The sequence below is a fragment of the Roseobacter sp. FCG-D35 genome, assembly GCF_033436665.1.
Taxonomy (GTDB): domain Bacteria; phylum Pseudomonadota; class Alphaproteobacteria; order Rhodobacterales; family Rhodobacteraceae; genus JAWQFO01.
The window spans coordinates 635,450-660,552 of record NZ_JAWQFO010000001.1; the positions used below are offsets into that span (position 1 = coordinate 635,450).

Below are 25,103 nucleotides of genomic sequence, written 5' to 3' on the forward strand. Positions count from 1 at the left end.
AAGTCTTGCACTGCTCATTCGCCGAGTGCGCGCGGCGCAACTCAGCGCGGCGTCACGTTGCGTTCGAGAAAGACCTTGAGCGCCGCCACGAGCTTGTCGTAGTCCCGTCCGCCGACGCGCGCCCTCACCTGTTTTTCGTAATCCCGATAGGCCGTGCGTTGCTCGGCCAGAAGTGCCGTTCCCGCAGGCAGGAGACGCAGCATACGCTTGCGCTGATCGTCGTCCGCCGTGACCTTCTCGACCAGCCCGTCATCGACTAGCGCGTTGACGTAGCGCCCGATGCTTGCAAGATCGAGAGACATGAGCGCCGCGTAATGCGAGATCGGCCTGCCGGGTTCACGGTGAATATGCCACATCAGAGTGAGCATCGGCGGCAACTGCCCGTGGTTGTCCAGCGACGCGGCCTCCTGCTCGAAGACGCGCCGCGCGGCGTCGCCGAGGTAGCCCCCAAGAGGGGCTTCGGACAGCAGTTCCTCGATCGGAACCGCCTTGATCTGTTTGGACCTGCGTTCGGCTGGCACGAAAAAATTTCCCGTATTACGAGTAACTTAGCGGTTTTCCCCTGACGGCATCGAGTTCGCACAAAACAATTTTGCCTGACAAGGCATAATTGGACCGGAAGGCCTTAAAATACGGGAAATGGCGACCGCAGCGCGAAATCCTTGGCATCGGCTCTCGCCGGGGTGGCGTGGGCGCGAAAACCTGCCGATCTAAAGGGCAGGACCGAGCCGCATCGCGGACCCGTCGGAAAATCGCGTGGCGCGAAACCGCGTAAGGTCGTGTCCGGTGTCTCGCCCCTGCGCCAGCGCGGCCAGGATCCGGCCCATGGCCGGACCGATACCGAACCCGTGACCGCTCATTCCGGTGCCGAGAGTCAGCCCGGGAAGCTGCGCGATCCGGTCGACGACCGGCACCACGTCGGGCATCGTGTCGATCATCCCGGCCCATGCGCTGCGGATACGAACCGGAGCGAGGTCCGGGAAAAGCCGGCCGAAGTCCCGGGAAAGTGCTGCGATTTTCCGCCGGTTCGGAGCGGGGTTCAGCACGCGAAGGGCTTCGAAGGGCGACACCGCATCGCCTTGCCAGCGGCGCGGCGTGCGCCACGCATCGGGATATCCTCGCGGTGCCGCGGGCAAAATCCGGGTGCCGAAAGGATCGGCGCGCAGCTGCGTCAGGAATTTCGGCAGTGCGCGCACCGCATCGGGCCCCACGAACAGCTCGTGGAACCCGCCCGCGGCAAGCGACAGCCCGCCGTCCGCCCGCGTCCGAAAGGCGATTTGGCTGTCTGCAGCGCCGCCCGCATAGGACATCGCCACAGGCTCGGTCGCCGCGACGGTGGCGCGGACCGACAGTTGCGGCAGGCTGACACCGTGGTTGCGCAGGAAAAGCGCGCTCCAAGCGCCCCCGGCAAGAACCACCTCGGGCGCCCGGATCCCGCCGCGCTCGGTCACCACGCCCGCGACGCGACCCGCCGAAAGGTCGAGGCACCGCACGGCGCAATGCTCGAGGATAGTCGCGCCCTCGCGCACGGCGATGCCGGCCAGGGCCGGAACCGCCACCCAGGGCTCGGCACGCATGTCCGACGCGGTGTAAAGCGCACCCGCGTAGTCGCGCGCCATGCCGGGGATCAGGTCTGCTGTCTCGGACCGGCTCAGCAGGCGGGTGTCGACACCGTTGGCCCTGGCATGCGGCAGCCAGGCCTCATAGCGCGCCATCTCGGCTGCGGTCGCCGCGAGGTAGGTCACCCCACCCCGCACGAGGCCGATGTCGACATTGGTCTCGCGCGCCAGTTCGCGCCACAACCGGTTCGCCTCGACCATGATCGGCAACTCGTCGGGGTCGCGTCCCTGCTGGCGGATCCAGCCCCAGTTGCGGCTCGACTGTTCGCCAGCGATCCGGCCCTTCTCGAGCAGAACCACGCGCAGCCCGTCGCGGGCGAGATAAAGCGCCGTGCAGGTGCCGATCACGCCGCCGCCGATGACCACGACGTCGGCCTCGGCGGGCAGCGGACCGTCGAAGACGACCGGCGACGCTTCGGAAATCGGGAACGGGATCATCCGGTGCGCGTCACCCGGCCAGCCGCGTCACGAGCCCGCGCATGAAATCGTGGCCGGCCTCGAACTGGGCCACCTCAATGTATTCGTTGGGCTGGTGCGCCTGGGCGATCGACCCGGGGCCGCAGATCACCGCGGAGTAGCCGGCGACCTGAAAATGGCCCGCCTCCGTGCCGTAGCTGACGACTTCTCGGGCGTTCGAGCCGGTGATGGCCCGCACCAGCGCCTCGGCCGCGCCGTCCTCTTCGGGTTGCAGCGCGGGCACGTCGAACCGCGTCGAGATCTCGATACCCGTCTCCGGGACGATCGCCTGCATCATCGCCTCGACCTCGGCGACCCGGTCGCGGTAGGCCTGTTCCCAGACCGCCTTGTCCTCGCCAGCGACGACGCGGAAATCCATCGCGAAACGGCAGTCCTTGGCGGTGATGTTATGCGCCGTGCCGCCCGCGATCTGGCCGACATGCGCGGTGGTGAAGGGCGGGTCGAACAGCGCCGCGATGTCGCTGGGTTCGGCGGCCATGTTCGCGGCGTTCACGTCGTTGGCCCAGTCGATCAGCTTGGCGCCGTACATGATCGCGTTGACCCCGCGGTCGAGCAGCGAGGAATGCACCTCGAAGCCCTGGACATGAGTGTCGAAGCCGATGCCGCCCTTGTGCCCCGTGACCGCCTGCATCGAGGACGGCTCGCCAACAATCACCGCCTTGCCCTTCGGCAGGACCGGCTCCATCGCCCGGATCAGCGGCGGCGCGCCGGTGCAGCCGATCTCTTCGTCGAAGCTGAGCGCGATCTGCAAGGGACGCGCGATGCCCTGAGAGTGCGCCGCGACCAGTGCCCAGATCGCCAGCGCATCGAACCCCTTCATGTCGCAGGTGCCGCGCCCGAAGTAACGCCCGTCCTTCTCGATCACTTCCCAGGGGTCCGTGTCCCAGGCCTGCCCATCCACCGGCACCACGTCGGTATGTCCCGACAGCACGATTGCGCCCTCTTCCCAAGGGCCGACATGCGCGAAGAGCGCCGCCTTGTGCGGCTGGTCCGGGTCGATCCAGCGATGCGCCTCAATGCCATGATCGGACAGATACTCCGCGACCCAGTCGATAAGCGGCAGGTTGGTATCCCGGCTGACGGTCGGGAACGAGACCAGTTTCTCGAGTATTTCGCGCGGCGATAGCTTCTGCGGCATGGGGCGATCCAGTTGTTCGGCGACAGGTGGCGAGGCTATCAGACCCGGTGTCGGGGTCCATCGCATTCACAGCAGGATCGACAGAAAAAAATCCCTGTGCGATCAGAAGACCGGCCCAGATCGCCGTTGAGAGTTGCTGGCCGTAGCGCAGCCCTTCGAAGGCTTTTTCGCCGTGTGTGTGTTCGGAACGCAGGAACACGAAGTAGTATTCGGCCCAGAACCAGATCGGCGGACCAATGGCCCAAAGCAGGGCAAGGAGGCAGAGCAGCCAGACATTCGCCAATTGCCAGAAACTCAGCGTCTCCGCCTGCAAGGCACCGTCTGAGGTTCGCGCCAGCATCGGCAGCATCCAGATCATGCTGGCGAGATAGACAAGCGCGGTCACGACCGCCAAACCAACGGAAAGCCAAGAGAGGCGGTGCACGACCGGCGGTGTCCGGCCTTCGTAGGGGTGGTAGGGATGCGCCGCGCTCTGATCGACCTCGCTCTGGTCTCCCTGCATGGCCTCTGTCCCCGAGCGCCGACCTAGTAGCCGCTGTCGGTCTGCAGCACGAGATGCCCCGGTTCCACCTCGGCATAGACGGAAGGTTCGGCCTCGTAGCCGACGGGGTGGATCGGGGACGGGATCGGCTTGAAGTTCAATTCGCTCTCGTCCTTGCGCTGGCGCGGATCGGCGATCGGCACCGCCTGCATCAGCGCTTGGGTGTAGGGATGCTGCGGGTTCTCGAAGACCCGCCGGCGCGGACCCAGCTCGACGATCCGGCCGAGGTACATCACCCCGACGTGGTGGCTGACGCGTTCGACCACGGCCATGTCGTGGCTGATGAAGAGAAAGCTCAGCCCCATCTCCTGCTGCAGTTCCATCATCAGGTTCAACACCTGCGCCTGCACAGACACGTCGAGCGCCGAGACCGCCTCGTCGGCGATGATCAGCTTCGGGTTCAGCGCGAGGGCGCGTGCGATGGCGACGCGCTGGCGCTGGCCGCCGGAAAGCTCGTGCGGGTAGCGCCGCATGAAGCTGCGCGGCAGTTCCACCCGGTCGAACAACATCGCCACGCGGTCCTTGACCTCGGTTCCTTTGAGCGTGCCGAAGTTGTTGATCGGTTCGGCCACCTGCTCGGCGAGCTGCATCTGCGGGTTCAGCGAGGCGAACGGATCCTGAAAGATCATCTGCATGTCGCGCCGCGCCGCCCGCAGCTTCTCGACGCCGAGCGACATGACATCGGTGCCGTCGAGGTCGATGGAGCCCGAAAGCGGCTCGACGAGGCGCAGGATCGACCGGCCCGCGGTCGACTTGCCGCAGCCCGACTCGCCGACGAGGCTGAGGGTCTGGCCCTTGTTGATCGAGAATGTCAGATCCTCGACCGCATGCACGTTCGCCACGGTGCGTCGGAAGAACCCGCCCTTGACCGGGAAGCGCGTGGTCAGGTTCTCGACCCGCAGCAGCCTCTGGTCGGTGCCGATGATCGGCTTGATCTCTGCATCCGGCGTGCCCAGCAGGCGCATCGGTTCGGGCGCGGACTTGCCGGTCATCTCGCCGAGCTTGGGCACGGCCGCCAGCAGCGCCTTGGTATAGGGATGTTCCGGCGCCTCGAAGATCTTTTCGACCGGCCCCTCTTCGACCTTGTTGCCACGAAACATCACCACCACCCGGTCCGCCATCTGCGCAACGACCGCCATGTCGTGGGTGATGAACATCACCGCGGTGCCGGTCTCGCGCTTGAGGCGATCCATCAGCGCCAGGATCTCGGCCTGGATGGTGACGTCGAGCGCCGTGGTCGGCTCATCCGCGATCAGAAGGCGCGGCTTGCAGGCCAGCGCCATCGCGATCACGACCCGCTGCCGCATGCCGCCGGACAACTCGTGGGGATACTGTTTTAGCCGCCGCTCGGGTTCGGGAATGCGCACCTCGCGCAGAAGTTCAAGCGCGCGCGCGTCGGCCTCGGCCTTGGACATGTCCTTGTGCAGGCGCAGCCCTTCGGTGAGTTGTCGCCCGATGGTGAAGACCGGGTTGAGCGCGGTCATCGGCTCCTGAAAGATCATGCCCATCTCGTTGCCGCGGATCTCGCGCATCGTGTCGCCCGGCGCATGGGCAAGGTCGAGAACCTCGTGGTCCTTTCGGTCAAAGAGCAGCCGGCCCCCGGCGATTTCGCCACCGCCGAATTCCACCAGACGCATCAGCGACAGCGAAGAGACCGACTTGCCCGATCCGGACTCGCCCACCACGCAGACGGTCTCGCCGGGCTTGATGTCGAAGGAAACGTTTTCGACCCCGACCACGGGCCCGTCCTTGGTCTGGAATTCGACCCTCAGCCCCTCGATCTGCGCGATCGGCTGCGTCGCGGCGCCGTCCAGCATGAATGCCCCCGTTTTCGGTGTCTCATCGGACGCTATGGCCAAGGCTCGGTCAGTGTCAAACCCTGGCGCCGAGTTTCGCAACGACAGCAGGTCACAAGGCTTGCATTTTCTGCTAAAGGTGGTTGGATGACGCCATGCGTTTCTGGGGGCGAACGAAAATGAGAAGCTTTCCCCGCTCTGGGTGAAGCGGCATCACATCCCCCTTGATCGTCAAAAACAGCGCCGGGCGAGTCCACGGTGCGAAACGGCACGAATGTGTCCAACATGGAGTATGACATGAAACTAAAAACCCTATTGATGGGGGCGATCGCGACAACCGCACTGGCCCCGGCCGCCCTGGCCGAGCGCGGCTCGGACGGTCACGTCAACATCATCTACTGGCAGGCCCCGTCGATCCTGAACCCCTATCTCTCGGGCGGCACCAAGGACATCGAAAGCGCCTCGCTGATCATCGAACCGCTCGGCCGATACGACCAGAACGGCGCACTCGTGCCCTACCTCGCCGAAGAAATCCCGACCGTCGAGAACGGCGGCGTGAGCGAGGACCTCACCTCGGTCACCTGGAAGCTCAAGCCCGATCTGCTGTGGTCCGATGGCAGCCCTGTGACCTCGGCCGACGTCAAGTTCACCGCCGAGTACTGCATGCATCCCGAAGGCGGCTGCGCCCAGCGCGCCAAGTTCGACGGCGTGGAGTCCGTGGAAGCGGTCGACGACCTGACGGTCACGGTGACGTTCAGCCAGCCGCAGCCGAACCCCTACGGCCCGTTCATGGGTGGCCAGTCGCCGATCATCCAGGCCGCGCAGTTCGCCGACTGCCTCGGCGCCAAGGCGCCCGAATGTACTGACGCCAACTTCAGCCCCATTGGCACCGGTCCGTTCGTGGTGACGGATTTCCGTCCCAACGACGTGATCCAGATGGAGGCCAACCCTAACTTCCGCGACCCGGCGAAACCCGCCTTCGCGACGCTGACCTTCAAGGGCGGCGGCGATGCCACGGCGGCCGGACGCGCGGTTCTTGAAACCGGCGAGTTCGACTACGCCTGGAACCTGCAGCTTGCGCCCGACGTGCTGGCCAAGATGGCCGAGGCCGGCAAGGGCGTTCCGGTCGCAGCCTTCGGCACGCTGGTCGAGCGGATCGAGATGAACATGACCGACCCCTCGCCCGACTTGCCGGAAGGCGAGCGGTCAACGGTTGCGCATCCGCACCCGATCCTGAGCGACATGAAGGTGCGCCAGGCGCTGTCGATGGCCATCGACCGCGAACTGCTGGTCGAGGTCGGCTACGGACAGGCCGGTCGCGCGACCTGCAACCTGGTTCCGGCGCCCGCGCTTTATGCCTCGGACAACACCGAGTGCCTGACGCAGGATCTCGAAGGCGCCAAGGCGCTGCTCGAGGAAGCCGGCTGGACCGACAGCGACGGCGACGGCATCCGCGAGAAGGACGGCATGAAGCTGTCGCTGCTCTACCAGACCTCGACCAATGCCGTGCGCCAGGACTTCCAGGCCCTGATCAAGGACTGGTGGAACCAGATCGGCGTCGAGACCGAGCTGCGCAACGTCGACGCGTCGGTGTTCTTCGGCGGTGACCCCGGTTCGCCCGACACCTTCCAGAAGTTCTACGCGGACGTCGAGATGTACGCGAACAACTTCGACGGCACCGATCCGCAGGCCTATCTGTCGATGTACCGCTGCGGCAATGAGCCGAAGCCGTCCTCGCAGTGGCAGGGTGAGAACATCAACCGCTTCTGCAGCGAGGAATACGACGCCCTGCTCGACGAGCTGGCGCGCACCGGTGAACTCGACAAGCGCGGCGAGATCGCCAAGAAGCTCAACGACATGCTGACCAAGGAAAGCTACACCATCGTTCCGCTGGTGGACCGTGGTCGCGTCTCGGCGCACTCGGTCACCCTGGGTGGCGTGATCCTGAACACCTGGGATTCCGAGCTCTGGAACGTGGCCGACTGGTACCGCGTGAAGTAAACCATTGCGTGCGGGCGTGGCAGCGATGCCGCGCCCGTATTGCATTCAACGACCCCGTGCTTGCGGCCCCGGCGTCCGGCAGGCACGGTCACAAAGACAAGACTGACCCGAAAAGGCAGCGCGCATGCTGACATTCACCGTCCGAAGGCTGGTTCTGGCGATCCCGACCCTGCTCTTCATCAGCCTGGTGATCTTCCTGTTGCTGCAACTCGCCCCCGGCGACCCGATGGCGCAGGTGCCGCTGACGGTCCCGCCCGAGGTCAAGCAGCAGATGCGCGAGGCGCTGGGACTGGGGCAGCCAATCCACATCCAGTACCTCAAGTGGCTGGTGCAGTTCTTCTGGATCGAGCCGCTGAACCTCGTCGACCACTACTTCGGAACGACCTTCGCCGAGGGCAAGCTGCGGGTGATCTCCTGGCAGACCCGCTCGCCGGTGATGGACATCGTGGTCCAGCGCCTGCCGCAGACGCTCTGGGTGGTCGGGCTGGCCTACGTCGTCGGCGTGCTGATCGCGCTGCCGATCGGCATCTATTCGGCCTACAAGCAGTATTCGCTTTTCGACCAGGCCGGGACCTTCGTGTCGATGATCGGCTTTTCCGTTCCGCCGTTCTTCTCGGGCGTGCTGGTGATCGTGATATTCTCGGTCCAGCTCGGCTGGTTCCCCTCGATCTACGATACCACGCACGTGGTGAACGACTGGGACAGCTTCAAGGTGCAGCTGCAACAGATGATCATGCCGGTGATGGTGCTGGCGCTGCAGACAACCGCGCAGATCAGCCGCTTCATGCGGGCCTCGATGCTCGACAACCTCAACCAAGATTATGTGCGCACGGCGCGTGCCAAGGGGCTCAAGGAAACCTCTGTGGTGATGGTGCATGTGCTGCGCAACTCGATGATCCCGGTGATCACCGTGATCGCGCTGGGGATCCCGGCGATCTTCGGCGGTGCGATCATCACCGAACAGGTGTTCAAGGTGAACGGGATCGGGCAGTTGCTGATCACGGCGCTTTTCGCCAACGACCTGCCGATGGTGATGACGCTGACCTTCATCTTCGCGATCCTGATCGTGCTCTTCAACCTGATCGCCGACATTCTCTACGGCATCATGGACCCGAGGATCCGCTATGACTGAAGACTCCGTTGCGGAAGCCGACCTGCAGACTTATGGCGCGCTGCGCGACAAGGAGCCGCCGCAAGCACCGCGCAGCCAGTGGAAGGACGTCTGGGACCAGTTCAAGCGCCACAAGGGCGCGCTGATCGGTGGCGGGTTCCTGCTTTTCATCACGCTGGCCGTCGTCTTCGGCGGCTGGATCTGGAATGTCGATCCCAAGGCGCTGGACATCCGCAACAAGGACATGCGCCCGATCTACCACGCGCTCTGGGACAGCGAGGCCAAGGTCGGCTGGAACCATCCTGCCGGCACCGACAACCTCGGGCGCGACATCCTCGCCACGCTGATCGCAGGTGGACGCGCCTCGATGGCGGTGGGCTGGACGGCGATGGTGCTGTCGCTTCTGATCGGCACCGCCGTGGGCGTCTGCGCGGGCTATTTCAAGCGCCTCGACGGGCCGCTGATGCGTCTTACGGACCTGTTTTTGTCGCTGCCGATCCTGCCGCTGCTGCTGGTCGCCGTGACGCTGTTCCGGCAACCGCTGCGGGCGAATTTCGGACCCGAGGGTGGCATGTTCATCCTGATCGTCGCGGTGATCGGGATCACCTCGTGGATGCAGACCGCGCGGATCGTGCGTGGCGACATCCTGGCACTGAAGGAACGCGAGTTCGTCCTCGCCGCCCGCTCGATCGGCACCACGCCGTTCAAGATCATCCGCCGTCACCTGCTGCCCAACGTGATCTCGCCGATCATGGTGTCGGCGACGCTTGGCCTGGCCACGGCGATCATCACCGAAAGCGCGCTGTCGTTCCTCGGGGTCGGGTTCCCGTCGGATTTCCCGACCTGGGGCAAGCTGCTGTCGGACGCGGTGCCGCGGATGACCGAGTTTCCCGAACGGGTGATGTTGCCCGGGTTCCTGATCTCTCTCACCGTGCTCAGCGTGAACTACCTCGGCGACGGTCTGCGCGACGCGCTCGATCCGCGGATCCGGGGGCGCTGACCTGCTGCTGGCCAGGGGGCGCTGCCCCCGTCCCTGCGGGACTCCCCCGGGATATTTGAGAACCAGAGAGGACCCGAACGTCAGGTGACGTGGGCGCGGACGCGGCGGACCATCCACCAGACCATCAGCACGATGGGGATCGTGACCGCGGCGGTCAGCGCCCCGCGCGACATTCCGAGCGTTTCGGCAAAAGGATAGAGCAGATAGGCCGCAAGCGACACGGCGTAATAGCTGATCGCAACGGTCGAGAGCCCTTCCACCGTCTTCTGCAAGCGCAATTGCATGTCGGCGCGCCGGTCCATGCTCTCCAGAAGTGACTGGTTCTGGGCCGAGCGTTCGACGTCGACGCGGGTCCGCAACAGGTCGGAGGCGCGCACCGAGCGGTGCGACATGGTTTCGAGCCGGCGCACGGCCGATTGCACGGTGCGCATCGCCGGGGCGTAGCGGCGCATCATGAACTCGGCGAAATGCTGACGACCGCCGAAGCGTTCTTCGCGCAAGGCGGCGATGCGCTGGTCGACGATAGCCTCGTAGGCGCCCGTGGCGCCGAACCGGAAGGAGGCGCGCGCCGCCAGTCCCTCGAGTTCGGCGGAGATCGCCAGCAGATCGTTCAGCGTGGATTCGGCCGCCGCCGTCTCGTCGGCCATCGCGGCCATGAGCCCGGTCAGGCGGGTGTCGAGCGCGTTCAGATCGTCCTGCATGGCGCGGACCCGGGCAAAGCCGAGCATCGACATGGCTTTGTAGGTCTCGATCTCGCAGAGGCGTTGGACGATACGGCCGATGCGGCGCGCGTCGGTGCCCCCCGAGGCGAAGACCGCGAAGCGCAGGTGCCCGCTCTCGTCGATGCGGAAATCCCCGGCGATGATCGCGGCATCGTCGATGACCCGTGACACCGCGAGGCTTTCGCTGACGAACCAGTCGTCGAGGTGTGCGGAGACCGCTGCCTCGGTATCGGGTCGGGCGACGATGTTGACGATGGTCGATGTGATGCGCTGGCCCGGCGCCTGCGCAAGCCAGTCCTGCGGAAAGACGTCGAAGGCCGCCGGGTCGAAGGCACGCGCCACCGACCCTTCGGCGAAAGCAGTATAGGTGACGAACTCGGTGTGCTGTTCCCATTTCAGCCAGTAGCGCCCGATGCGGCCGTAGTAATGCGTGGCGCCCGGCTGGGGGTGCGGGGCATCGTAGCGATCGAGAAGGGCCACGAGATGTGCGAGGTCCTTCTCGCGGTCGCGGCTGACGGCGTCGTCGGGTTGCTTGATCGCAATGAAAACGGCCGTTGACGGCGCCTCCATCGACGGAAACGGGCGGGCGTGCAGCTCGTTGGCGAGCCGGTAGCGCAGGGGGTGGTCAGCGATGGGCGGCATCAGGAGCTCCGTTGGCCGCAGGCTGGCCCGCCGTTGGTCCCATGTCAAACATTCCGGCAAGCATCTTCAATCACTTGGCCGAATGCGGCGGCATTTGACACCCGTCGCAGCACTGTGCTGGTCCGCCCGGCAACTGCGTCCCGAAAAAGGAAAGGCGCGCCGCATCGGGGCGGCGCGCCTGTCGTGACGTGCATCTGTCTCCACGCTCAGTCGATCAGCGGCAGCAGCTTGTTGAGGCTTTCCTTGGCATCGCCGTAGAACATCCGAGTGTTGTCTTTGAAGAACAGCGGATTCTCGATGCCGGAATACCCGGTGCCCTGCCCGCGCTTCGAGACGAAGACCTGTTTCGCCTTCCAGCATTCGAGCACCGGCATCCCGGCGATGGGCGAGTTGGGATCGTCCTGGGCCGCCGGGTTCACGATGTCGTTCGAGCCGATGACGATGGCGACATCCGTGGAGGGGAAGTCGTCATTGATCTCGTCCATCTCGAGCACGATGTCGTAGGGCACCTTGGCCTCGGCCAGAAGCACGTTCATGTGCCCCGGCAGGCGACCGGCGACCGGGTGGATCGCGAAACGCACCTCCTTGCCCTTGCCGCGCAGCTTGCGCACAAGCTCGCTGACCGCGCCCTGCGCCTGGGCCACGGCCATGCCGTAGCCGGGGATGATGATGACGCTGTCGGCCTCGTTGAGCGCCGTCGCCACGCCGTCGGCGTCGATGGCCACCTGTTCGCCCTCGACCTCCTGGGCCGGGCCGCCAGTGCCCCCGAAACCGCCGAGGATGACCGAGACGAAGCTGCGGTTCATCGCCTTGCACATGATGTAGCTCAGGATCGCGCCCGAAGAGCCCACCAGCGCCCCGACGACGATCAGCAGATCGTTGCCGAGGCTGAAGCCGATGGCCGCCGCCGCCCAGCCGGAGTAGGAGTTCAGCATCGAGACCACCACCGGCATGTCCGCACCGCCAATACCCATGATCAGGTGGTAGCCGATGAAAAGCGCCAGCAGCGTCAGCAGAACCAGCGTCCAGGACCCGGCGCCGCCGAGGTACATCGCGGCGAAGATCACCGAAAGCGCCGCCGCGGCCGCGTTCAACAGGTGCCCGCCGGGCAGTTTCTTCGCGGCGCTGTTCACCTTGCCCGCGAGCTTGCCATAGGCGATCACCGAACCGGTGAAGGTCACCGCCCCGATCCAGATGCCCAAGACAAGTTCGACTCGCAGGATGGTGATCTCGACCGACGTCTTCTTGGCGATGAGTTGCCCGAAGGCCGAGAGGCCGTCGTAGATCTCCTTGGGCAAGGCGATGGCGGTATAGCCGTCGGGCCCGGTATCGCCCAGCACCAGCGCGTTTTCGGCAAAAAGCGCCTGCATGGTGTTGATCATGATGTCGGCGTTGAAGCCGACGAAGACCGCCGCCAGGCCGACGAGGCTGTGCATGATGGCGACAAGCTCGGGCATCTGAGTCATCTGCACCCGCGTGGCGAGTTGATGGCCGACACCGGCGCCCAGCGCCACCAGGACCAGCGAGACAAGCCAGAGCCCCGAGCCGGGTCCGACCAGCGTGGCGAGCACGGCGATCGCCATGCCGGCGATGCCGTACCAGACCGCGCGCTTGGCGCTTTCCTGGTTGCTCAGGCCGCCGAGGCTGAGGATGAAGAGAACTGCCGCGACCGCGTAGGCCGCAATCGTGAATCCGTATTCCATGATCCTCTACCCCTTACGATTTCTGGAACATGGCGAGCATGCGCCGGGTGACGAGGAAGCCGCCGAAGATGTTGATCGACGCCATGAAGATCGAGAGCGCGGCCAGCAGCGTGATCAGCAGTGAGCTCGACCCGATCTGGATCAGCGCGCCCAGGATGATGATCGACGAGATGGCGTTGGTTACGGCCATCAGCGGCGTATGCAGGCTGTGTGCCACGTTCCAGATCACCTGGAAGCCGATGAAGACCGAGAGCACGAAGACGATGAAATGCTGCATAAAACTTGCCGGGGCAACGAGGCCCACGGCCAACACCAGCACTGCGGCCACGGCAATCAGCCCGACTTGCGTCTTGGTCTGCTGGCGGAAGGCGTCGAGTTCGGCGGCGCGTTTCTCTTCCGCGGTGAGTTCCTTGACCTTTTCCTTTTTCGGCGCGGCTGCGATCGCGGCGACCTTGGGCTTCGGTGGCGGATAGGTCACCTCCTTGCCATGCGCGATGGTGGCGGCGCGGATCACGTCGTCTTCCATGTCATGCACGACGACCCCGTCCTTTTCTGGCGTGAGATCGGTCATCATGTGACGGATGTTGCTGGCATAAAGCGACGAGGCCTGCGTCGCCATGCGCGACGGGAAGTCGGTATAGCCGACGATGGTGACGCCGTTGTCCGTGACGATCTTCTCGTCCGGCACGGTCAGCTTGCAGTTGCCGCCCTTCTCGGCGGCGAGATCGACGATGACCGAGCCCGACTTCATCGCCGCGACCATGTCCTCGGTCCAGAGCTCGGGCGCCTCGCGGTTGGGGATCAGCGCGGTGCAGATGACGATGTCCATGTCGGGCGCCATCTCGCGGAATTTCTCGAGCTGCTTTTCGCGGAACTCGGGTGAGGACGGGGCCGCGTAGCCGCCCGTGGCCGAACTGTCCTGGCCGCTTTCCTCGAAGTCGAGAAAGACGAATTCTGCGCCCATCGATTCGATCTGCTCGGCCACTTCGGGCCGCACGTCGAAGGCGTAGGTAATCGCGCCGAGGCTGGTCGCGGTGCCGATCGCGGCAAGCCCCGCGACGCCTGCGCCGATGACCAGCACCTTGGCGGGCGGCACCTTGCCTGCCGCCGTCACCTGGCCGGTGAAGAAGCGTCCGAAGTTGCCGCCGGCCTCGATCACGGCGCGGTAGCCGGCGATGTTGGCCATCGAGGACAGCGCGTCCATCTTCTGCGCCCGGCTGATGCGCGGCACCATGTCCATCGCGATCACCGTCGCGCCCTTGGCCGCCGCCGCGTCCATGAGTTCGGTGTTGCCCGCCGGGTTGAAGAACGAGATCAGCGTGTGTCCGGCCTTGAGGCGTTTGATTTCGGCCTCGCTCGGCGCGCGCACCTTGGCGATGACCTCGGCTTCCTTCCAGAGCGCCGGCGCGGTCTTGACCACACTCACGCCTGCCGCCTCGTAATCCGCGTCGGCAAAGCCGGCGTCCTTCCCGGCACCCGCCTCGATCAGGCAGTCATGCCCGAGCTTTTGCAACTGCGCCGCGCTTTCCGGTGTCATCGCCACGCGGCGCTCGCCCGGAAAGGTCTCTTTCGGTGTCCCGATTTTCACCTGGATCTCCCCCTTGAAAGTCTCGTCCCGCCCATAATGCCGTCTGCGGGTTCCATGTCCACTAGCTTGCCCGGATGCCCGTCACAAGCGAACCACGTCCTGTCACACGCTAACAATCCGGCCTGTGATGCCTTCGTGCCTGCGGAGGCTGCAACCGGGTGGCGCCGCGGCGGTTTTCGCCCGGGATCGCATGGACCGTAACCCCGACGAAGGTCCCGCGATCGCAGCTTGCGCTCCGGACCCGGTCGCATAGTCTGCGCGGGGCAGCAGAGAGGGCGCGAACATGACACTCGAGGGCAAACATGCACTGGTCACCGGCGGCGGTACCGGCATCGGGCTCGCCATCGCGCGCGACCTCGCCGCCAAGGGGGCGCAGGTCACGATCACCGGGCGGCGGCAGGAGGTGCTCGACACCGTGGCCGCCGAGAGCGCGGGCCTGTTCGGCCTCGCGATGGACGTGCGCGACGAGGCGGATGTCATCGACAAGGTGGCCGCGGCCGTGGCTGAACGGGGCCCGGTGCAGGTCTGCATCGCCAATGCCGGCATCGCCGAAGGCCGGGCGGTGCACAAGATGGACCTCGCGTTCTGGCGCAACATGATGGCCACCAACCTCGACGGCGCATTCCTGACCATCCGCGAAAGCCTCAAGTCGATGCGCGAGACCGACTGGGGCCGGGTAATCGCCGTGGCCTCGGTCGCGGGTCTGCGCGGTCTGCCCGGGGCGGCCTGCTACACCGCCTCGAAACACGGCATGGTCGGGCTGATCCGGGCGCTGAGCGAGGATTATCTCGGCAGGCCCATCACCTTCAACGCGCTCTGCCCGGCCTACGTCGATACCGAGATCGTGGACCGCAACACCGCCTCGATCTCGCAGCGCGCCGGGGTGAGCGCCGACGAGGCGCGCGAGATCATGGTCTCGGCCAACCGGCACCGTCGCCTGATCCGCCCCGAGGAGGTCGCCGCCGCCGCCGCCTGGCTGGTCTCGCCCGGATCCGAAAGCGTGAACGGTCAGGCCATCGAGATCGCCGGCGGCATGATGTAGCTGCGCGCCCTACTGCGCGATCACCGCGGTCGCTTCGATCTCGACACGCGCCGCGTCCTCGACCAGTTCCTTGACCACGACCATCGTCATCGCCGGGAAATGCCGGCCCATGACATCGCGATAGGCGCGTCCGACCTCGCCCTGGTGCGCGAGATACTCCGCCTTGTCGGTCACATACCAGGTTAGCCGCACGAGGTCTTCCGGCGTGCCGCCCGCCGCCTCGACCACGGCGCGAATGTTCTGCAGGGCCTGGCGCATCTGCCCAATGAAATCCTGCGCCTCGAACACCTGTTCCGCGGTCCAGCCGATCTGACCGCCGACGTAAAGCGTACCGTCGGCGCAGAGCACACCGTTGGCATAGCCTTTCGCCGGGGCCCAGCCCTCGGGGTGAATGATCCGATGTCCCATGTCCTGTCCTTTCGCTTCGGCTCAGACGCCGAGATATCGTTCCGCCACGCTCGCATCGAGCGCGCCCATTGCCCCGCTCCAGACCGTCGCGCCGCGTTCGAGCACCACCGCTCGGTCCGCGACCCCGCGCAGTTCCGCGATCGACTTGTCCACCACGATCAGCGCCAGCCCGGTTTCGGCCTTCAGGCGGCGCACCGCCGCCCAGATCTCCTGCCGCACCACCGGGGCCAGGCCTTCGGTCGCCTCGTCGAGCATCATCAGGCGCGGATTGGTCATCAGCGCGCGACCGATCGCCAGCATCTGCTGTTCGCCGCCCGAGAGCGACGCCGCCATCTGGTCGCGCCGCTCCGCCAGACGCGGGAAAAGCCCGGTCACGCCGTCGAGCGTCCAGTCTCCGGGTCGCGCCGCTGCGATCAGGTTCTCGCGCACGGTGAGGTTCGGAAAACAGCGCCGCCCCTCGGGCACCAGCCCCAGTCCACGACGCGCGGCCTTGAAGGACGGCAGGCCCGCGATGTCCTCGCCCGCGAACCGCAGGGTACCGCCCGAATGCTTCAGCATCCGGCAGATCACCTTGACGGTCGAGGACTTGCCCATGCCGTTGCGCCCCATCAGCGCGCAGACCTCGCCTTCGCCGACCTCGAGATCGACACCGAAAAGCGCCTGGCTCGGTCCGTAGAAGGCTTCGATCCCCTGAAGCGACAGCAGGCTCACGCGGCGTCCTCCGTCCCGAGATAGGCCTCGCGGACATCCGGGTTGGCGCGGATCTGGTCGGCGGTGCCGGTCGCGATGACCTTGCCGTAGACCAGCACCGAGATGCGGTCGGCCAGCGCGAAAACCGCGTCCATGTCGTGTTCGACCAGCAGGATCGGCGCTTCGCCGCGCAAGCCGTCGAGAAAGCCGGTCAGCGTCTTCGACCCGTCGGTGCCGAGCCCCGCCATCGGCTCGTCCATCAGGAAGGCCCGCGGGCTGAGCGTCAGCGCCACGGCGACCTCGAGCAGCCGCCGCTGGCCGTGGGACAGATCTGCCGTGCGCCGCGCCGCCTGATCGGCGAGCCCGACCCGTTCCAGCGCCGCTTCGGCACGCGCGCGCAGGGCCCTGTCGCCCATCACCGGGGTGAAAAAGCGCCAGACCGTGCCGCGTTGCCCCAAGGCGCCCAGCATGGCGTTCTGGAGCACCGTGCATTCCATCGCCAGCGACGAGATCTGGAAGGTGCGCCCCAAACCCAGCCGCGCCCGCTGCACGGTGTCGAGGGGCGTCACGTCGCGCCCGCCGAAATGCACCTCACCGGCGTCCGGGGCGAGGTTGCCGGCGATCTGCTTGATCAGGGTCGACTTGCCCGCGCCGTTCGGGCCGATCAGGGCGTGGATCTCGCCCGGCCTCAGCGTCAGAGACACGTCGTCGGTCGCCGTGAGCGCGCCGAAGGACTTGCTCAGCCCGCGGATGTCGAGAAGCGATTCAGTCATGGGCGACCTCACGGCCCGCAAGGCTGCCGATCATGCCGCCGCGGGCAAAAAGCACCACAAGCAAGAGCAGCAGGCCGAGGTACACGTGCCAGAATTCCGACAGCCCTCCGAGCACGTGTTCGAGCAGGATGAACAGGGCCGCCCCCGCGACCGGGCCGAAAAGCCGCCCCACCCCGCCGAGGATCACGAAGATCATGATCTCGCCCGAGGTCTGCCAGCTCAGCATTGTCGGGCTGACGAAACGGTTGAGGTCGGCAAAAAGCGCCCCGGCCAGTCCGGTCAGCGCACCCGAGATGACGAAGGCCACCAGCCGCAGCCGGTAGGGCGAGAGCCCCACCGTCGCCACGCGCTCGGCGTTCTGGCGCGCCGCCGACAGCGCGAGGCCGAAGGGCGACCGCGCAAGCCGACCTGCGAGAAAGAGCGCCAGCGCCAGCACGACGAAGCAGAGGCCGAAGAACTGGATCGGGTCGAGCGTGTTCAGCCCCGGAAACTCGTTGCGCACGTAGACCGACAGCCCGTCCTCGCCGCCATAGGCCGGCCAGCTAATCGCGAAATAGTAGAGCATCTGCCCGAAGGCGAGCGTGATCATGATAAAGTAGACGCCCGAAGTGCGCAGCGACAGCGCCCCGATGGCCAGCGCCGCAAGCGCGCTACTGACCAGCGCGACAAGCCAGATCACCGGCATCGACTTGGTGCCCTCGATCAGGAACGGGACGTCCATCAGCGGCGTGTAGCTTTGCGCGTGGCTGGCGAGAATGCCCATTGCGTAGCCGCCGATCCCGAAGAAGGCGGCATGCCCGAGGCTGACCAGCCCGCCGAGCCCAAGCGCGATGTTGAGCCCGACGCCGGCCAGCGCGAGGATCGCGACCTTGGTCGTCAGGGTGATGATGAACGGCTCGTCCAGCGCCAGGGCGACCGCCGCCGTCACCGGCAGCAGGGCAAAAAGCACAGCATTGATGAGGGAGGCGCGGTGCATCAGGCCACTCCGTAAAGACCGGTGGGCCGGAACAGCAGCACGCCCGCCATCAGGATGTAGATCGACATCGACGCCAGCGCCGACCCGATGGCGGTGGCTTCGGACGGCTCCATGAAGGTGCCGAAAAGGATCGGCAGCAAAACCTTGCCCAACGTGTCGGTCAGTCCGACCAGCAGCCCGCCCACCAGCGCGCCCTTGATCGAGCCGATGCCGCCGATGACGATGACGACGAAGGCGAGGATCAGCACCGGCTCGCCCATGCCGACCTGAACCGACTGGATCGCGCCCACCAGCGCTCCGGCAAGCCCCGCCAGCGCCGCGCCGAGCGCGAAGACGATGGTGTAGAGTTTCGAGATGTCGACGCCCAGCGCCGCGATCATCTCGCGGTCGCTTTCGCCGGCGCGGATGCGGATGCCGATCCGGGTACGCGCGATCAGCTGGAAGAGGCCGAAGGCGACGGCAAGTCCGATGGCGATGATGAGCAGCCGGTAGGCGGGGTACTGGATGCCGCCAGGCAGCGTGACGGGGCCGGAAAGCGCGGCGGGAATGTCGAGATAGAGCGGGAAGGATCCGAAGAGCCAGCGCGTGCCTTCCGAAAAAATCAGGATCAGCGCGAAGGTGGCAAGGACCTGGTCTAGGTGGTCGCGATCATAGAGCCTGCGGATCACCAGCAGTTCGACGATGGCCCCCGCGGCCGCGGCGGCGGCAAGGCTCGCCGCCAGCGCCAGAACGAAGGATCCCGTAGCGCTCGCCACACCCGCCGCGGCGAAGGCACCGACCATGTAGAGCGAGCCATGCGCGAGGTTGATCAGCCCCATGACCCCGAAGATCAGCGTGAGCCCCGCCGCCATCAGGAACAGCATCACGCCGAACTGAAGCCCGTTCAGCACCTGTTCGAGGAGCAGAAGCAGCGTCATCGGGTCGCGTCCTTTCCGGGCAAGGCGGTGGTGTCCGGTGCCCCGGTCCGGCCGGGGCACCGCGTGGATGGCTTCTGTGAAGTGTCAGCTCAGAACTTGCACTCTTCCGCGTAGGCGTCGGTGTGGTCGGTGAGCGAGGTGGCGATGATCTTGTTCGTGTAGACCTCGCCTTCCTTGATCACTTCGCGCACGTAGACGTCCTGCACAGGGTGGTGGTTCGGCCCGAAGGAAAACTTGCCACGGGTCGAGTCGAAATCGGCCTCTTCCAGCGCCGCCTGGAACGCTGCCTGGTCCGAGACGTCCGCCTTCTCGATGGCGCTCAGCAGCAACAGGGCGGTGTCATAGCCCTGGCTGGCGTAGAGCGACGGCAAGCGGTCGTACTCCGCCTGGAACGCCTCGACGAACTCTTTGTTCGCCGGGTTGTCGATGTCCTTGCTCCATTGCGAGGTGTTCTTGACGCCCAGCGCCGCGTCGCCCACCGCCTGCAGAATGCCCTGGTCGAAGCTGAACGCCGGTCCGATCAGCGGGATGTCGACACCGCTGCCCGCGTATTGCTTGAGAAACGAGATCCCCATGCCGCCGGGCAGGAAGAAATAGACGCTGTCGGCCCCCGAGGCGCGGATCTGCGCGATCTCGGCGGCATAGTCGGTCTGGCCGAGCTTGGTGTAGACTTCCTCGGCCACCTCCCCCTCGTAGAAGCGCTTGTAGCCGGTCAGCGCGTCCTGGCCCGCCGGGTAGTTCGGAGCCATGATGAAGCTTTTCGCAAAGCCTGCCTCGTTGGCATAGGCGCCCGCTGCTTCGTGCAGCGCGTCGTTCTGCCAGGCGACGTTGAAATAGAGCGGGCTGCAGCCCTGCCCGGCCAGCGCGCTCGGCCCGGCGTTGGGCGAGAGGTAGAACTTGCCCTGCCCGGTCGCCGCCGGCACCACGGCCATAGCAAGGTTCGACCAGATGATGCCGGTCAGCACATCGACCTTTTCGGATTGGATCATCTTGTCGGCCAGCTGCACCGCGATCTCGGGCTTGCGCTGGTCGTCCTCGACGACGATCTCGAGATTTTCGTTTCCGGCCATCTTGGCGGCCAGCAGAAAGCCGTCGCGCACATCGATGCCAAGGCCCGCCCCGCCACCCGAAAGCGTCGTGATCATGCCGACCTTGACCTTGCCTTCGGCGAAAGCCCCGGTGCCGAGGGCCGCAAGGCCCGCGGCGAGGATCAGTGATCTGAGTTTCATGTCGTTCTCCCTGTTGTCGGGGCGTCTTTGCGCGCCTCCGGTTCTGTGGCCGTGCGGCCCGTGTGTTCTCAGGTCACCTTTCCGCGCGACCTGAACCTGGGATCGTCCCAGAGCCTTTCCTGCATCACCTTCGCGATCCTGTCCACGGCCTCGGTCACGTCGCCGGCGTCGAGATAGAGCGGCGTGAAGCCGAAGCGCATGATGTCGGGCGCGCGGAAATCGCCGATGACGTCGAGATGGATCAGCGCCTGCATCGCGGCGTAACCTTCCGCGAAGCGGAACGAGACCTGGCTGCCGCGGGCCTCGGGATCGCGCGGGCTGGCGAGTTCCAGCTCCGGCACGCGGGCCTCGACCTCTTCGATGAATTGCTCCTGCAACGCCAGAGAAGCCTTGCGCAGGTCATGCAGGTCGACACCCTCCCAGACCTTCATTGCCTCTTCCAGCGCCGTCATCTGGATCACCGGCGGCGTGCCGACGCGCATCCGTTCGATGCCAGGACCGGGTGCGTAATTCTGGGCGAAATCGAAAGGAGCGGCATGGCCCAGCCAGCCGCTCAGAGCCGGTTCCGCGATGTCGGCAAGATCGGGTCGAACATAAATGAACGCCGGCGCGCCGGGCCCGCCGTTGATGTACTTGTAGGTGCAGCCCACCGCGAACTCGGCTTTGCTGGCGGCGATGTCCACGGGCAGCGCCCCGGCGGAGTGTGCCAGATCCCAGATCATCACGGCCCCCGCGTCATGGGCGGTCTTCGTTATGGCGTTCATGTCATGCAGCCGTCCGGTACGATAGTCGACCTCGGTCAGCAGGACCGCCGCCACATCCTCGGTGATGGCGCCGCTTACCTCTTCGGGGTCCACCTTGCGCAGTTCGTAGCCTGCGTCGAGCGTGCGCAGCAGCCCTTCGACCATGTAGAGATCGCTCGGAAAGTTGCCGGTGTCGGACAGGATCACCTTGCGCTCGGGGCGCATCTTCAGCGCCGCGGCGACCGCTTGGTAAACCTTGATCGACAGCGTGTCGCCCATGACCACCGATCCGTAAGGCGCACCGATTAGCAGGCCCACCATGTCGCCGACGCGACGTGGCTGATCCATCCAGCCGGCGGCATTCCAGCCCTTGATTAGCAACCCACCCCATTCGGTTTCGACCATTCCAGCAATGCGCGCTGGCACGCTCTTGGGCAATGGGCCCAGCGAATTGCCGTCGAGATAGATCAGCCCCTCGGGCAGGTCGAACAGGTCTTTTCGCGTAACGTCAGTCACTTACAATTCACCTCTCACGTGCCAGAGTTCGGGAAACAGCTCGACCTCGAGCATCTTGCGCAGATAGGCCACGCCAGACGTCCCGCCGGTCCCGCGCTTGAAACCGATGATGCGTTCGACGGTGGTGACGTGGTTGAAGCGCCAGCGCCGGAAATAGTCCTCGAGATCGACGAGCTTCTCGGCCAGCTCGTAAAGCTCCCAGTGCGTGCGCGGATCCTCGTAGACGCGTTGCCACAGGTCCTGCACCGCGGCCTCGGCCCTCCAAGGCGTTTCTCCGGGCGCGCCGGAGGGGTCCGGGGCGTCGAGGCGTCGCGCCAGAAGCGTCATCGCGACCTGGTAGAGGCTCGGGCGCTCCAGTTCGCGCCGCAGGGCGGTGTGCGCTTCCGATCGATGTTCGTGCAGCTTCATCAGCGACGCGTTGCGATTGCCGAGCAGGTATTCGATCAACCGGTACTGGTGCGACTGGAAGCCCGAGGAATTGCCCAGAGCGGGCCGGAAGGCCGTGTACTCGCTGGGCGTCATGGTGCGCAGCACGTCCCAGGCCCCGTTGAGCTGTTCGAAGATGCGCGCCACGCGCGTCAGCATCTTGAACGCCGGTTGCAGGTCGTCCGCCGCGATCGCCGCGCGCGCCGCCTCGAGTTCGTGGATCGCCAGCCGCATCCACAGCTCCGACGTCTGGTGCTGCACGATGAAAAGCATCTCGTCATGCGCGTCCGACCGCGGATGCTGCGCCGACAGGATCGGATCGAGCCCGAGATAGTCGCCGTAGGACATGTCCCCGGCGAAATCCATCTTTGCCCCCTCCGGCGCCTCGCTCATGTCGTCTCTCGCAAGGCGAAGCGCTGGATCTTGCCGGTGGCCGTCTTGGGCAGCGCGTCCACGAACCGGATGTCGCGCGGGTACTTGTAGGGCGCGATCTGCGCCTTGACGTGCTCCTGCAGCAACTTGACCGTCTCGTCCGAGGCTGCGGCCCCTTCGACCAGCACCACATGCGCCTGAACGATGTGCCCGCGCGCGTCGTCAGGCGCGCCCACCACGGCGCATTCCGAGACATGCGGATGCGACAGCAGCGCCGCCTCGACCTCGGGTCCGGCGATGTTGTAGCCCGAGGACACGATCATGTCGTCGTTGCGCGCCGCGAAATGCAGGTAGCCGTCTTCGTCCATCGTGAAGCTGTCACCGGTGACGTTCCAGCCGTCGACGACGTAGCCGTCCTGCCGGTCGTCGGCGAGATAGCGACAGCCGGTCGGGCCGCGCACGGCCAGACGGCCCACCGTGCCGCGCGGCACCTCATTGCCTTCGGCGTCGATCACCTTGGCCTCGTAGCCGGTCACCGGGCGGCCCGTGCAGGCGGCGCGGTGATCGTCGAAGCGGTTGGTGATGAAGATGTGCAGCATTTCGGTCGCGCCGATCCCGTCGAGCATCGGCTTTCCGGTCTTCTCCATCCAGTCACGGTAGACCGGCGCGGGCAAGGTCTCGCCCGCCGACACCGCGGCGCGCAGGCTCGTCAGGTCCGCCCCCTGCTCCATCGCTGCCAGCATTGCCCGGTAGGCGGTGGGCGCAGTGAAGCAGACGGTGGCTTTGTACTTCTCGATGATCTCGATCATGTTGGGCGGCGTCGCCGATTCCAGCAGCGTCGCCGCCGCGCCGAAGCGCAGCGGAAAGATGGCCAACCCGCCGAGGCCGAAGGTGAAGGCCAGGGGCGGCGAGCCGACGAAAACGTCCTCGGGGGCGACCTTCAGCACCTCTTTCGCATAGCCGTCGGCGATGATCAGCAGATCGCGGTGATAGTGCATCGTCGCCTTGGGACTGCCCGTCGTGCCACTGGTAAAGCCCAGCAGCGCCACGTCGTCCTGCGCGGTATCGACGGCCTCGAACTGCACCGGTTTCTCCAAAGCCAGCCGGTCGAGTTCCGCGTCGTGGTTCGAGGTGCCGTCGAACCCCGCGACGCAGGTCAGGAAGTCGCTGGTCTTGGCGCAGGCGGTCATCTCCTCCATCAGCCGCGTGTCGCAGAGCGCGTGGCTGATCTCGGCCGTGGCGACGATCTTCGACAGCTCGCCCGCGCGCAGCATCGGCATCGTGTTGACGACCACCGCGCCGGCCTTGGTCGCAGCCAGCCAGCAGGCCACCATCGCCGGGTTGTTGGCCGAGCGGATCAGCACCCGGTTACCGGGCTTCACGCCAAGGTTCTCGACCAGCGCATGGGCCAGGCGATTGGTCCAGTCCGACAACTCCTTGTAGGTGCGTCGGCGTCCATTTCCGATCAGAGCGGTGTGATCGCCGAAACCTTTTGCGACCATCGCGTCGGTCAGCTCGACAGCGGCGTTGAGCCGGTCGGGATAGTCGAAGCCTTCCAGCAGAAAATCCGGCTGAGCTGCGTCCGGCGGCAGGTTGTCCCGGGCGAAAGTGTCGCTGTGTCCGCTCGGCCGCATCCAGACCGTCTCCCCCATCCGTGGTGGCACTGCCCCGGGCACCGTCGCCTCCCGGGCGGCCCCGAACGTCTGAAACGTTAGGCCGAGTCGGCAGATGCTTCAAGGAAAAATATTTTATGCCTAAAATAACTGGTGAGTGCCGCCGAACCTCACCATCGTCTCGCCCGGATATTCCATGATTCCCGGGGCTTGGCGTCTTGCGGGTGACCCGAAGACATGGGAACGTGCGCGTGAAGAAATGCCAATTCGAATGCAGCCATGATGACCAACGCCACCTTCCACGATCTGAACGGGATGTCGGTCTTCATCACCGGGGGCGCGTCCGGAATTGGCGCGGCGCTGACGGATGCCTTCCTCGGCCAGGGCGCGCGGGTCGCCTTTGTCGACCTCGCCGACGGCACCGAATTTGCCGCCGAGATGGAAGACAAGCACGGGCGCGCACCGCTGGCCTTCCGGGGCGACGTGACGGACACCGCGCAGCTTCAGGCCATCATCGCGGAGGCCGCAGAGCATCAGGGGCCGATCGACGTGCTGGTCGGGAACGCGGCCAACGACCAGCGCCACACCCTTGCGGAGTTGACGCCGGAGACGTGGGACGACCTGATCGCCGTCAACCTCAAGCATCTCGTATTCGCGGCGCAGGCGGTGGCCCCGGAGATGCGCGCGCGCAAACGCGGGGCCATCGTGCTCTTCACCTCGGTCAGCTACATGATGGGCCTGTCGATGATGCCTGCCTATACCACCGCCAAGGGCGGGATCACCGCCCTGACCCGCAGCCTCGCCCGCGATCTCGGGGCCGACGGCATCCGCGTCAACGCCGTTGCCCCCGGAATGGTGGTGACCCCGCGCCAGCTCGATCTGTGGCTCACGCCCGAGGGCATGGCCGCGCACCTCGAACGGCAGTGCCTCAAGGAGCACATCCAGCCCGAAGACATGGCCGGCACGGTGCTGTTTCTCGCCTCGGAGGCCAGCCGCATGATGACCGGACAGTGCCTTGTCGTCGACGGCGGCGTGGCCACGACCGGATAGCCCAGAAAGG

Annotated in this window: 22 protein-coding genes; 5 read left to right on the forward strand and 17 right to left on the reverse strand. The window is 65.8% G+C overall.

Going from position 1 to position 25,103, the window contains the following annotated elements; translation table 11 throughout:
• Nucleotides 1-41 precede the first annotated feature (41 nt).
• The 5 genes from R5H30_RS02950 to R5H30_RS02970 form a co-directional block, all read right to left on the reverse strand.
• Nucleotides 42-521 (reverse strand): MarR family winged helix-turn-helix transcriptional regulator, encoded by a 480-nt coding sequence (locus R5H30_RS02950; protein ID WP_318326502.1) that lies wholly within the window; start codon nucleotides 519-521, stop codon nucleotides 42-44.
• Nucleotides 522-710: 189 nt separating this feature from the next.
• Nucleotides 711-2,057, reverse strand: coding sequence for an NAD(P)/FAD-dependent oxidoreductase (locus R5H30_RS02955; RefSeq protein ID WP_318326503.1), 1,347 nt, complete (start codon nucleotides 2,055-2,057; stop codon nucleotides 711-713).
• A gap of 10 nt (nucleotides 2,058-2,067) precedes the next feature.
• A complete protein-coding gene (gene argE / locus R5H30_RS02960; RefSeq protein ID WP_318326772.1) occupies nucleotides 2,068-3,207 on the reverse strand; it encodes an acetylornithine deacetylase in 1,140 nt (379 codons plus the stop codon).
• Nucleotides 3,110-3,736: a hypothetical protein gene (locus R5H30_RS02965; protein ID WP_318326504.1), complete on the reverse strand. Its 627-nt coding sequence runs from the start codon at nucleotides 3,734-3,736 to the stop codon at nucleotides 3,110-3,112. The genes argE and R5H30_RS02965 overlap by 98 nt, the downstream gene beginning before the upstream one ends.
• A gap of 23 nt (nucleotides 3,737-3,759) precedes the next feature.
• Entirely contained in the window at nucleotides 3,760-5,592 is a 1,833-nt protein-coding gene (locus R5H30_RS02970; RefSeq protein ID WP_318326506.1) for an ABC transporter ATP-binding protein, read from the reverse strand.
• A 276-nt stretch (nucleotides 5,593-5,868) separates the two neighbouring features.
• On the opposite strand from R5H30_RS02970, the gene R5H30_RS02975 reads away from it, so the two are divergent.
• The 3 genes from R5H30_RS02975 to R5H30_RS02985 all read left to right on the forward strand — a co-directional run bounded on the left by R5H30_RS02975 (nucleotide 5,869) and on the right by R5H30_RS02985 (nucleotide 9,683).
• Nucleotides 5,869-7,572, forward strand: coding sequence for a peptide ABC transporter substrate-binding protein (locus R5H30_RS02975; protein ID WP_318326507.1), 1,704 nt, complete (start codon nucleotides 5,869-5,871; stop codon nucleotides 7,570-7,572).
• A gap of 124 nt (nucleotides 7,573-7,696) precedes the next feature.
• Nucleotides 7,697-8,704: an ABC transporter permease gene (locus R5H30_RS02980; protein ID WP_318326509.1), complete on the forward strand. Its 1,008-nt coding sequence runs from the start codon at nucleotides 7,697-7,699 to the stop codon at nucleotides 8,702-8,704.
• Nucleotides 8,697-9,683 (forward strand): ABC transporter permease, encoded by a 987-nt coding sequence (locus R5H30_RS02985; RefSeq protein ID WP_318326510.1) that lies wholly within the window; start codon nucleotides 8,697-8,699, stop codon nucleotides 9,681-9,683. The genes R5H30_RS02980 and R5H30_RS02985 overlap by 8 nt, the downstream gene beginning before the upstream one ends.
• 80 nt (nucleotides 9,684-9,763) lie before the next feature.
• Here the strand turns inward: R5H30_RS02985 and R5H30_RS02990 are convergent, their stop codons facing one another.
• The 3 genes from R5H30_RS02990 to R5H30_RS03000 all read right to left on the reverse strand — a co-directional run bounded on the left by R5H30_RS02990 (nucleotide 9,764) and on the right by R5H30_RS03000 (nucleotide 14,338).
• Nucleotides 9,764-11,047, reverse strand: a complete 1,284-nt coding sequence (locus R5H30_RS02990) for a DUF3422 family protein (protein WP_318326511.1) — start codon at nucleotides 11,045-11,047, stop codon at nucleotides 9,764-9,766.
• Between the two features lie 206 nt (nucleotides 11,048-11,253).
• Nucleotides 11,254-12,750, reverse strand: coding sequence for an NAD(P)(+) transhydrogenase (Re/Si-specific) subunit beta (locus R5H30_RS02995; protein ID WP_318326512.1), 1,497 nt, complete (start codon nucleotides 12,748-12,750; stop codon nucleotides 11,254-11,256).
• A gap of 13 nt (nucleotides 12,751-12,763) precedes the next feature.
• Nucleotides 12,764-14,338 (reverse strand): Re/Si-specific NAD(P)(+) transhydrogenase subunit alpha, encoded by a 1,575-nt coding sequence (locus R5H30_RS03000; protein ID WP_318326514.1) that lies wholly within the window; start codon nucleotides 14,336-14,338, stop codon nucleotides 12,764-12,766.
• Nucleotides 14,339-14,621: 283 nt separating this feature from the next.
• Between R5H30_RS03000 and R5H30_RS03005 the strand changes: the two genes are divergently transcribed.
• Nucleotides 14,622-15,380: an SDR family NAD(P)-dependent oxidoreductase gene (locus tag R5H30_RS03005; RefSeq protein ID WP_318326515.1), complete on the forward strand. Its 759-nt coding sequence runs from the start codon at nucleotides 14,622-14,624 to the stop codon at nucleotides 15,378-15,380.
• A 9-nt stretch (nucleotides 15,381-15,389) separates the two neighbouring features.
• Here R5H30_RS03005 and R5H30_RS03010 read toward each other — a convergent pair whose 3' ends face one another.
• The 9 genes from R5H30_RS03010 to R5H30_RS03050 form a co-directional block, all read right to left on the reverse strand.
• Nucleotides 15,390-15,788, reverse strand: coding sequence for a RidA family protein (locus tag R5H30_RS03010; RefSeq protein WP_318326516.1), 399 nt, complete (start codon nucleotides 15,786-15,788; stop codon nucleotides 15,390-15,392).
• 21 nt (nucleotides 15,789-15,809) lie between these two features.
• A complete protein-coding gene (locus R5H30_RS03015) occupies nucleotides 15,810-16,499 on the reverse strand; it encodes an ABC transporter ATP-binding protein (RefSeq protein ID WP_318326517.1) in 690 nt (229 codons plus the stop codon).
• Nucleotides 16,496-17,251 (reverse strand): ABC transporter ATP-binding protein, encoded by a 756-nt coding sequence (locus R5H30_RS03020; RefSeq protein ID WP_318326518.1) that lies wholly within the window; start codon nucleotides 17,249-17,251, stop codon nucleotides 16,496-16,498. The genes R5H30_RS03015 and R5H30_RS03020 overlap by 4 nt, the downstream gene beginning before the upstream one ends.
• Complete coding sequence (locus R5H30_RS03025) at nucleotides 17,244-18,227, reverse strand: branched-chain amino acid ABC transporter permease (RefSeq protein ID WP_318326519.1); 984 nt, start codon at nucleotides 18,225-18,227, stop codon at nucleotides 17,244-17,246. Before R5H30_RS03025 ends, R5H30_RS03020 begins: the two co-directional genes overlap by 8 nt.
• On the reverse strand, nucleotides 18,227-19,144 hold the full coding sequence (locus R5H30_RS03030) for a branched-chain amino acid ABC transporter permease (RefSeq protein WP_318326520.1): 918 nt from the start codon (nucleotides 19,142-19,144) through the stop codon (nucleotides 18,227-18,229). Before R5H30_RS03030 ends, R5H30_RS03025 begins: the two co-directional genes overlap by 1 nt.
• Nucleotides 19,145-19,233: 89 nt before the next feature.
• Nucleotides 19,234-20,373 carry an ABC transporter substrate-binding protein gene (locus tag R5H30_RS03035; protein WP_318326522.1) on the reverse strand — a complete coding sequence of 380 codons (1,140 nt, stop codon included), beginning with the start codon at nucleotides 20,371-20,373 and terminating at the stop codon, nucleotides 19,234-19,236.
• 68 nt (nucleotides 20,374-20,441) lie between these two features.
• A complete protein-coding gene (gene kynU, locus R5H30_RS03040; protein WP_318326523.1) occupies nucleotides 20,442-21,632 on the reverse strand; it encodes a kynureninase in 1,191 nt (396 codons plus the stop codon).
• Nucleotides 21,633-22,451 (reverse strand): tryptophan 2,3-dioxygenase, encoded by an 819-nt coding sequence (gene kynA, locus R5H30_RS03045; RefSeq protein WP_318326525.1) that lies wholly within the window; start codon nucleotides 22,449-22,451, stop codon nucleotides 21,633-21,635.
• Nucleotides 22,448-24,064, reverse strand: coding sequence for an AMP-binding protein (locus tag R5H30_RS03050; protein ID WP_318326526.1), 1,617 nt, complete (start codon nucleotides 24,062-24,064; stop codon nucleotides 22,448-22,450). Before R5H30_RS03050 ends, kynA begins: the two co-directional genes overlap by 4 nt.
• Nucleotides 24,065-24,322: 258 nt before the next feature.
• Between R5H30_RS03050 and R5H30_RS03055 the strand changes: the two genes are divergently transcribed.
• Nucleotides 24,323-25,093: an SDR family NAD(P)-dependent oxidoreductase gene (locus tag R5H30_RS03055; RefSeq protein WP_318326527.1), complete on the forward strand. Its 771-nt coding sequence runs from the start codon at nucleotides 24,323-24,325 to the stop codon at nucleotides 25,091-25,093.
• The last annotated feature ends 10 nt before the right edge of the window (nucleotides 25,094-25,103 follow it).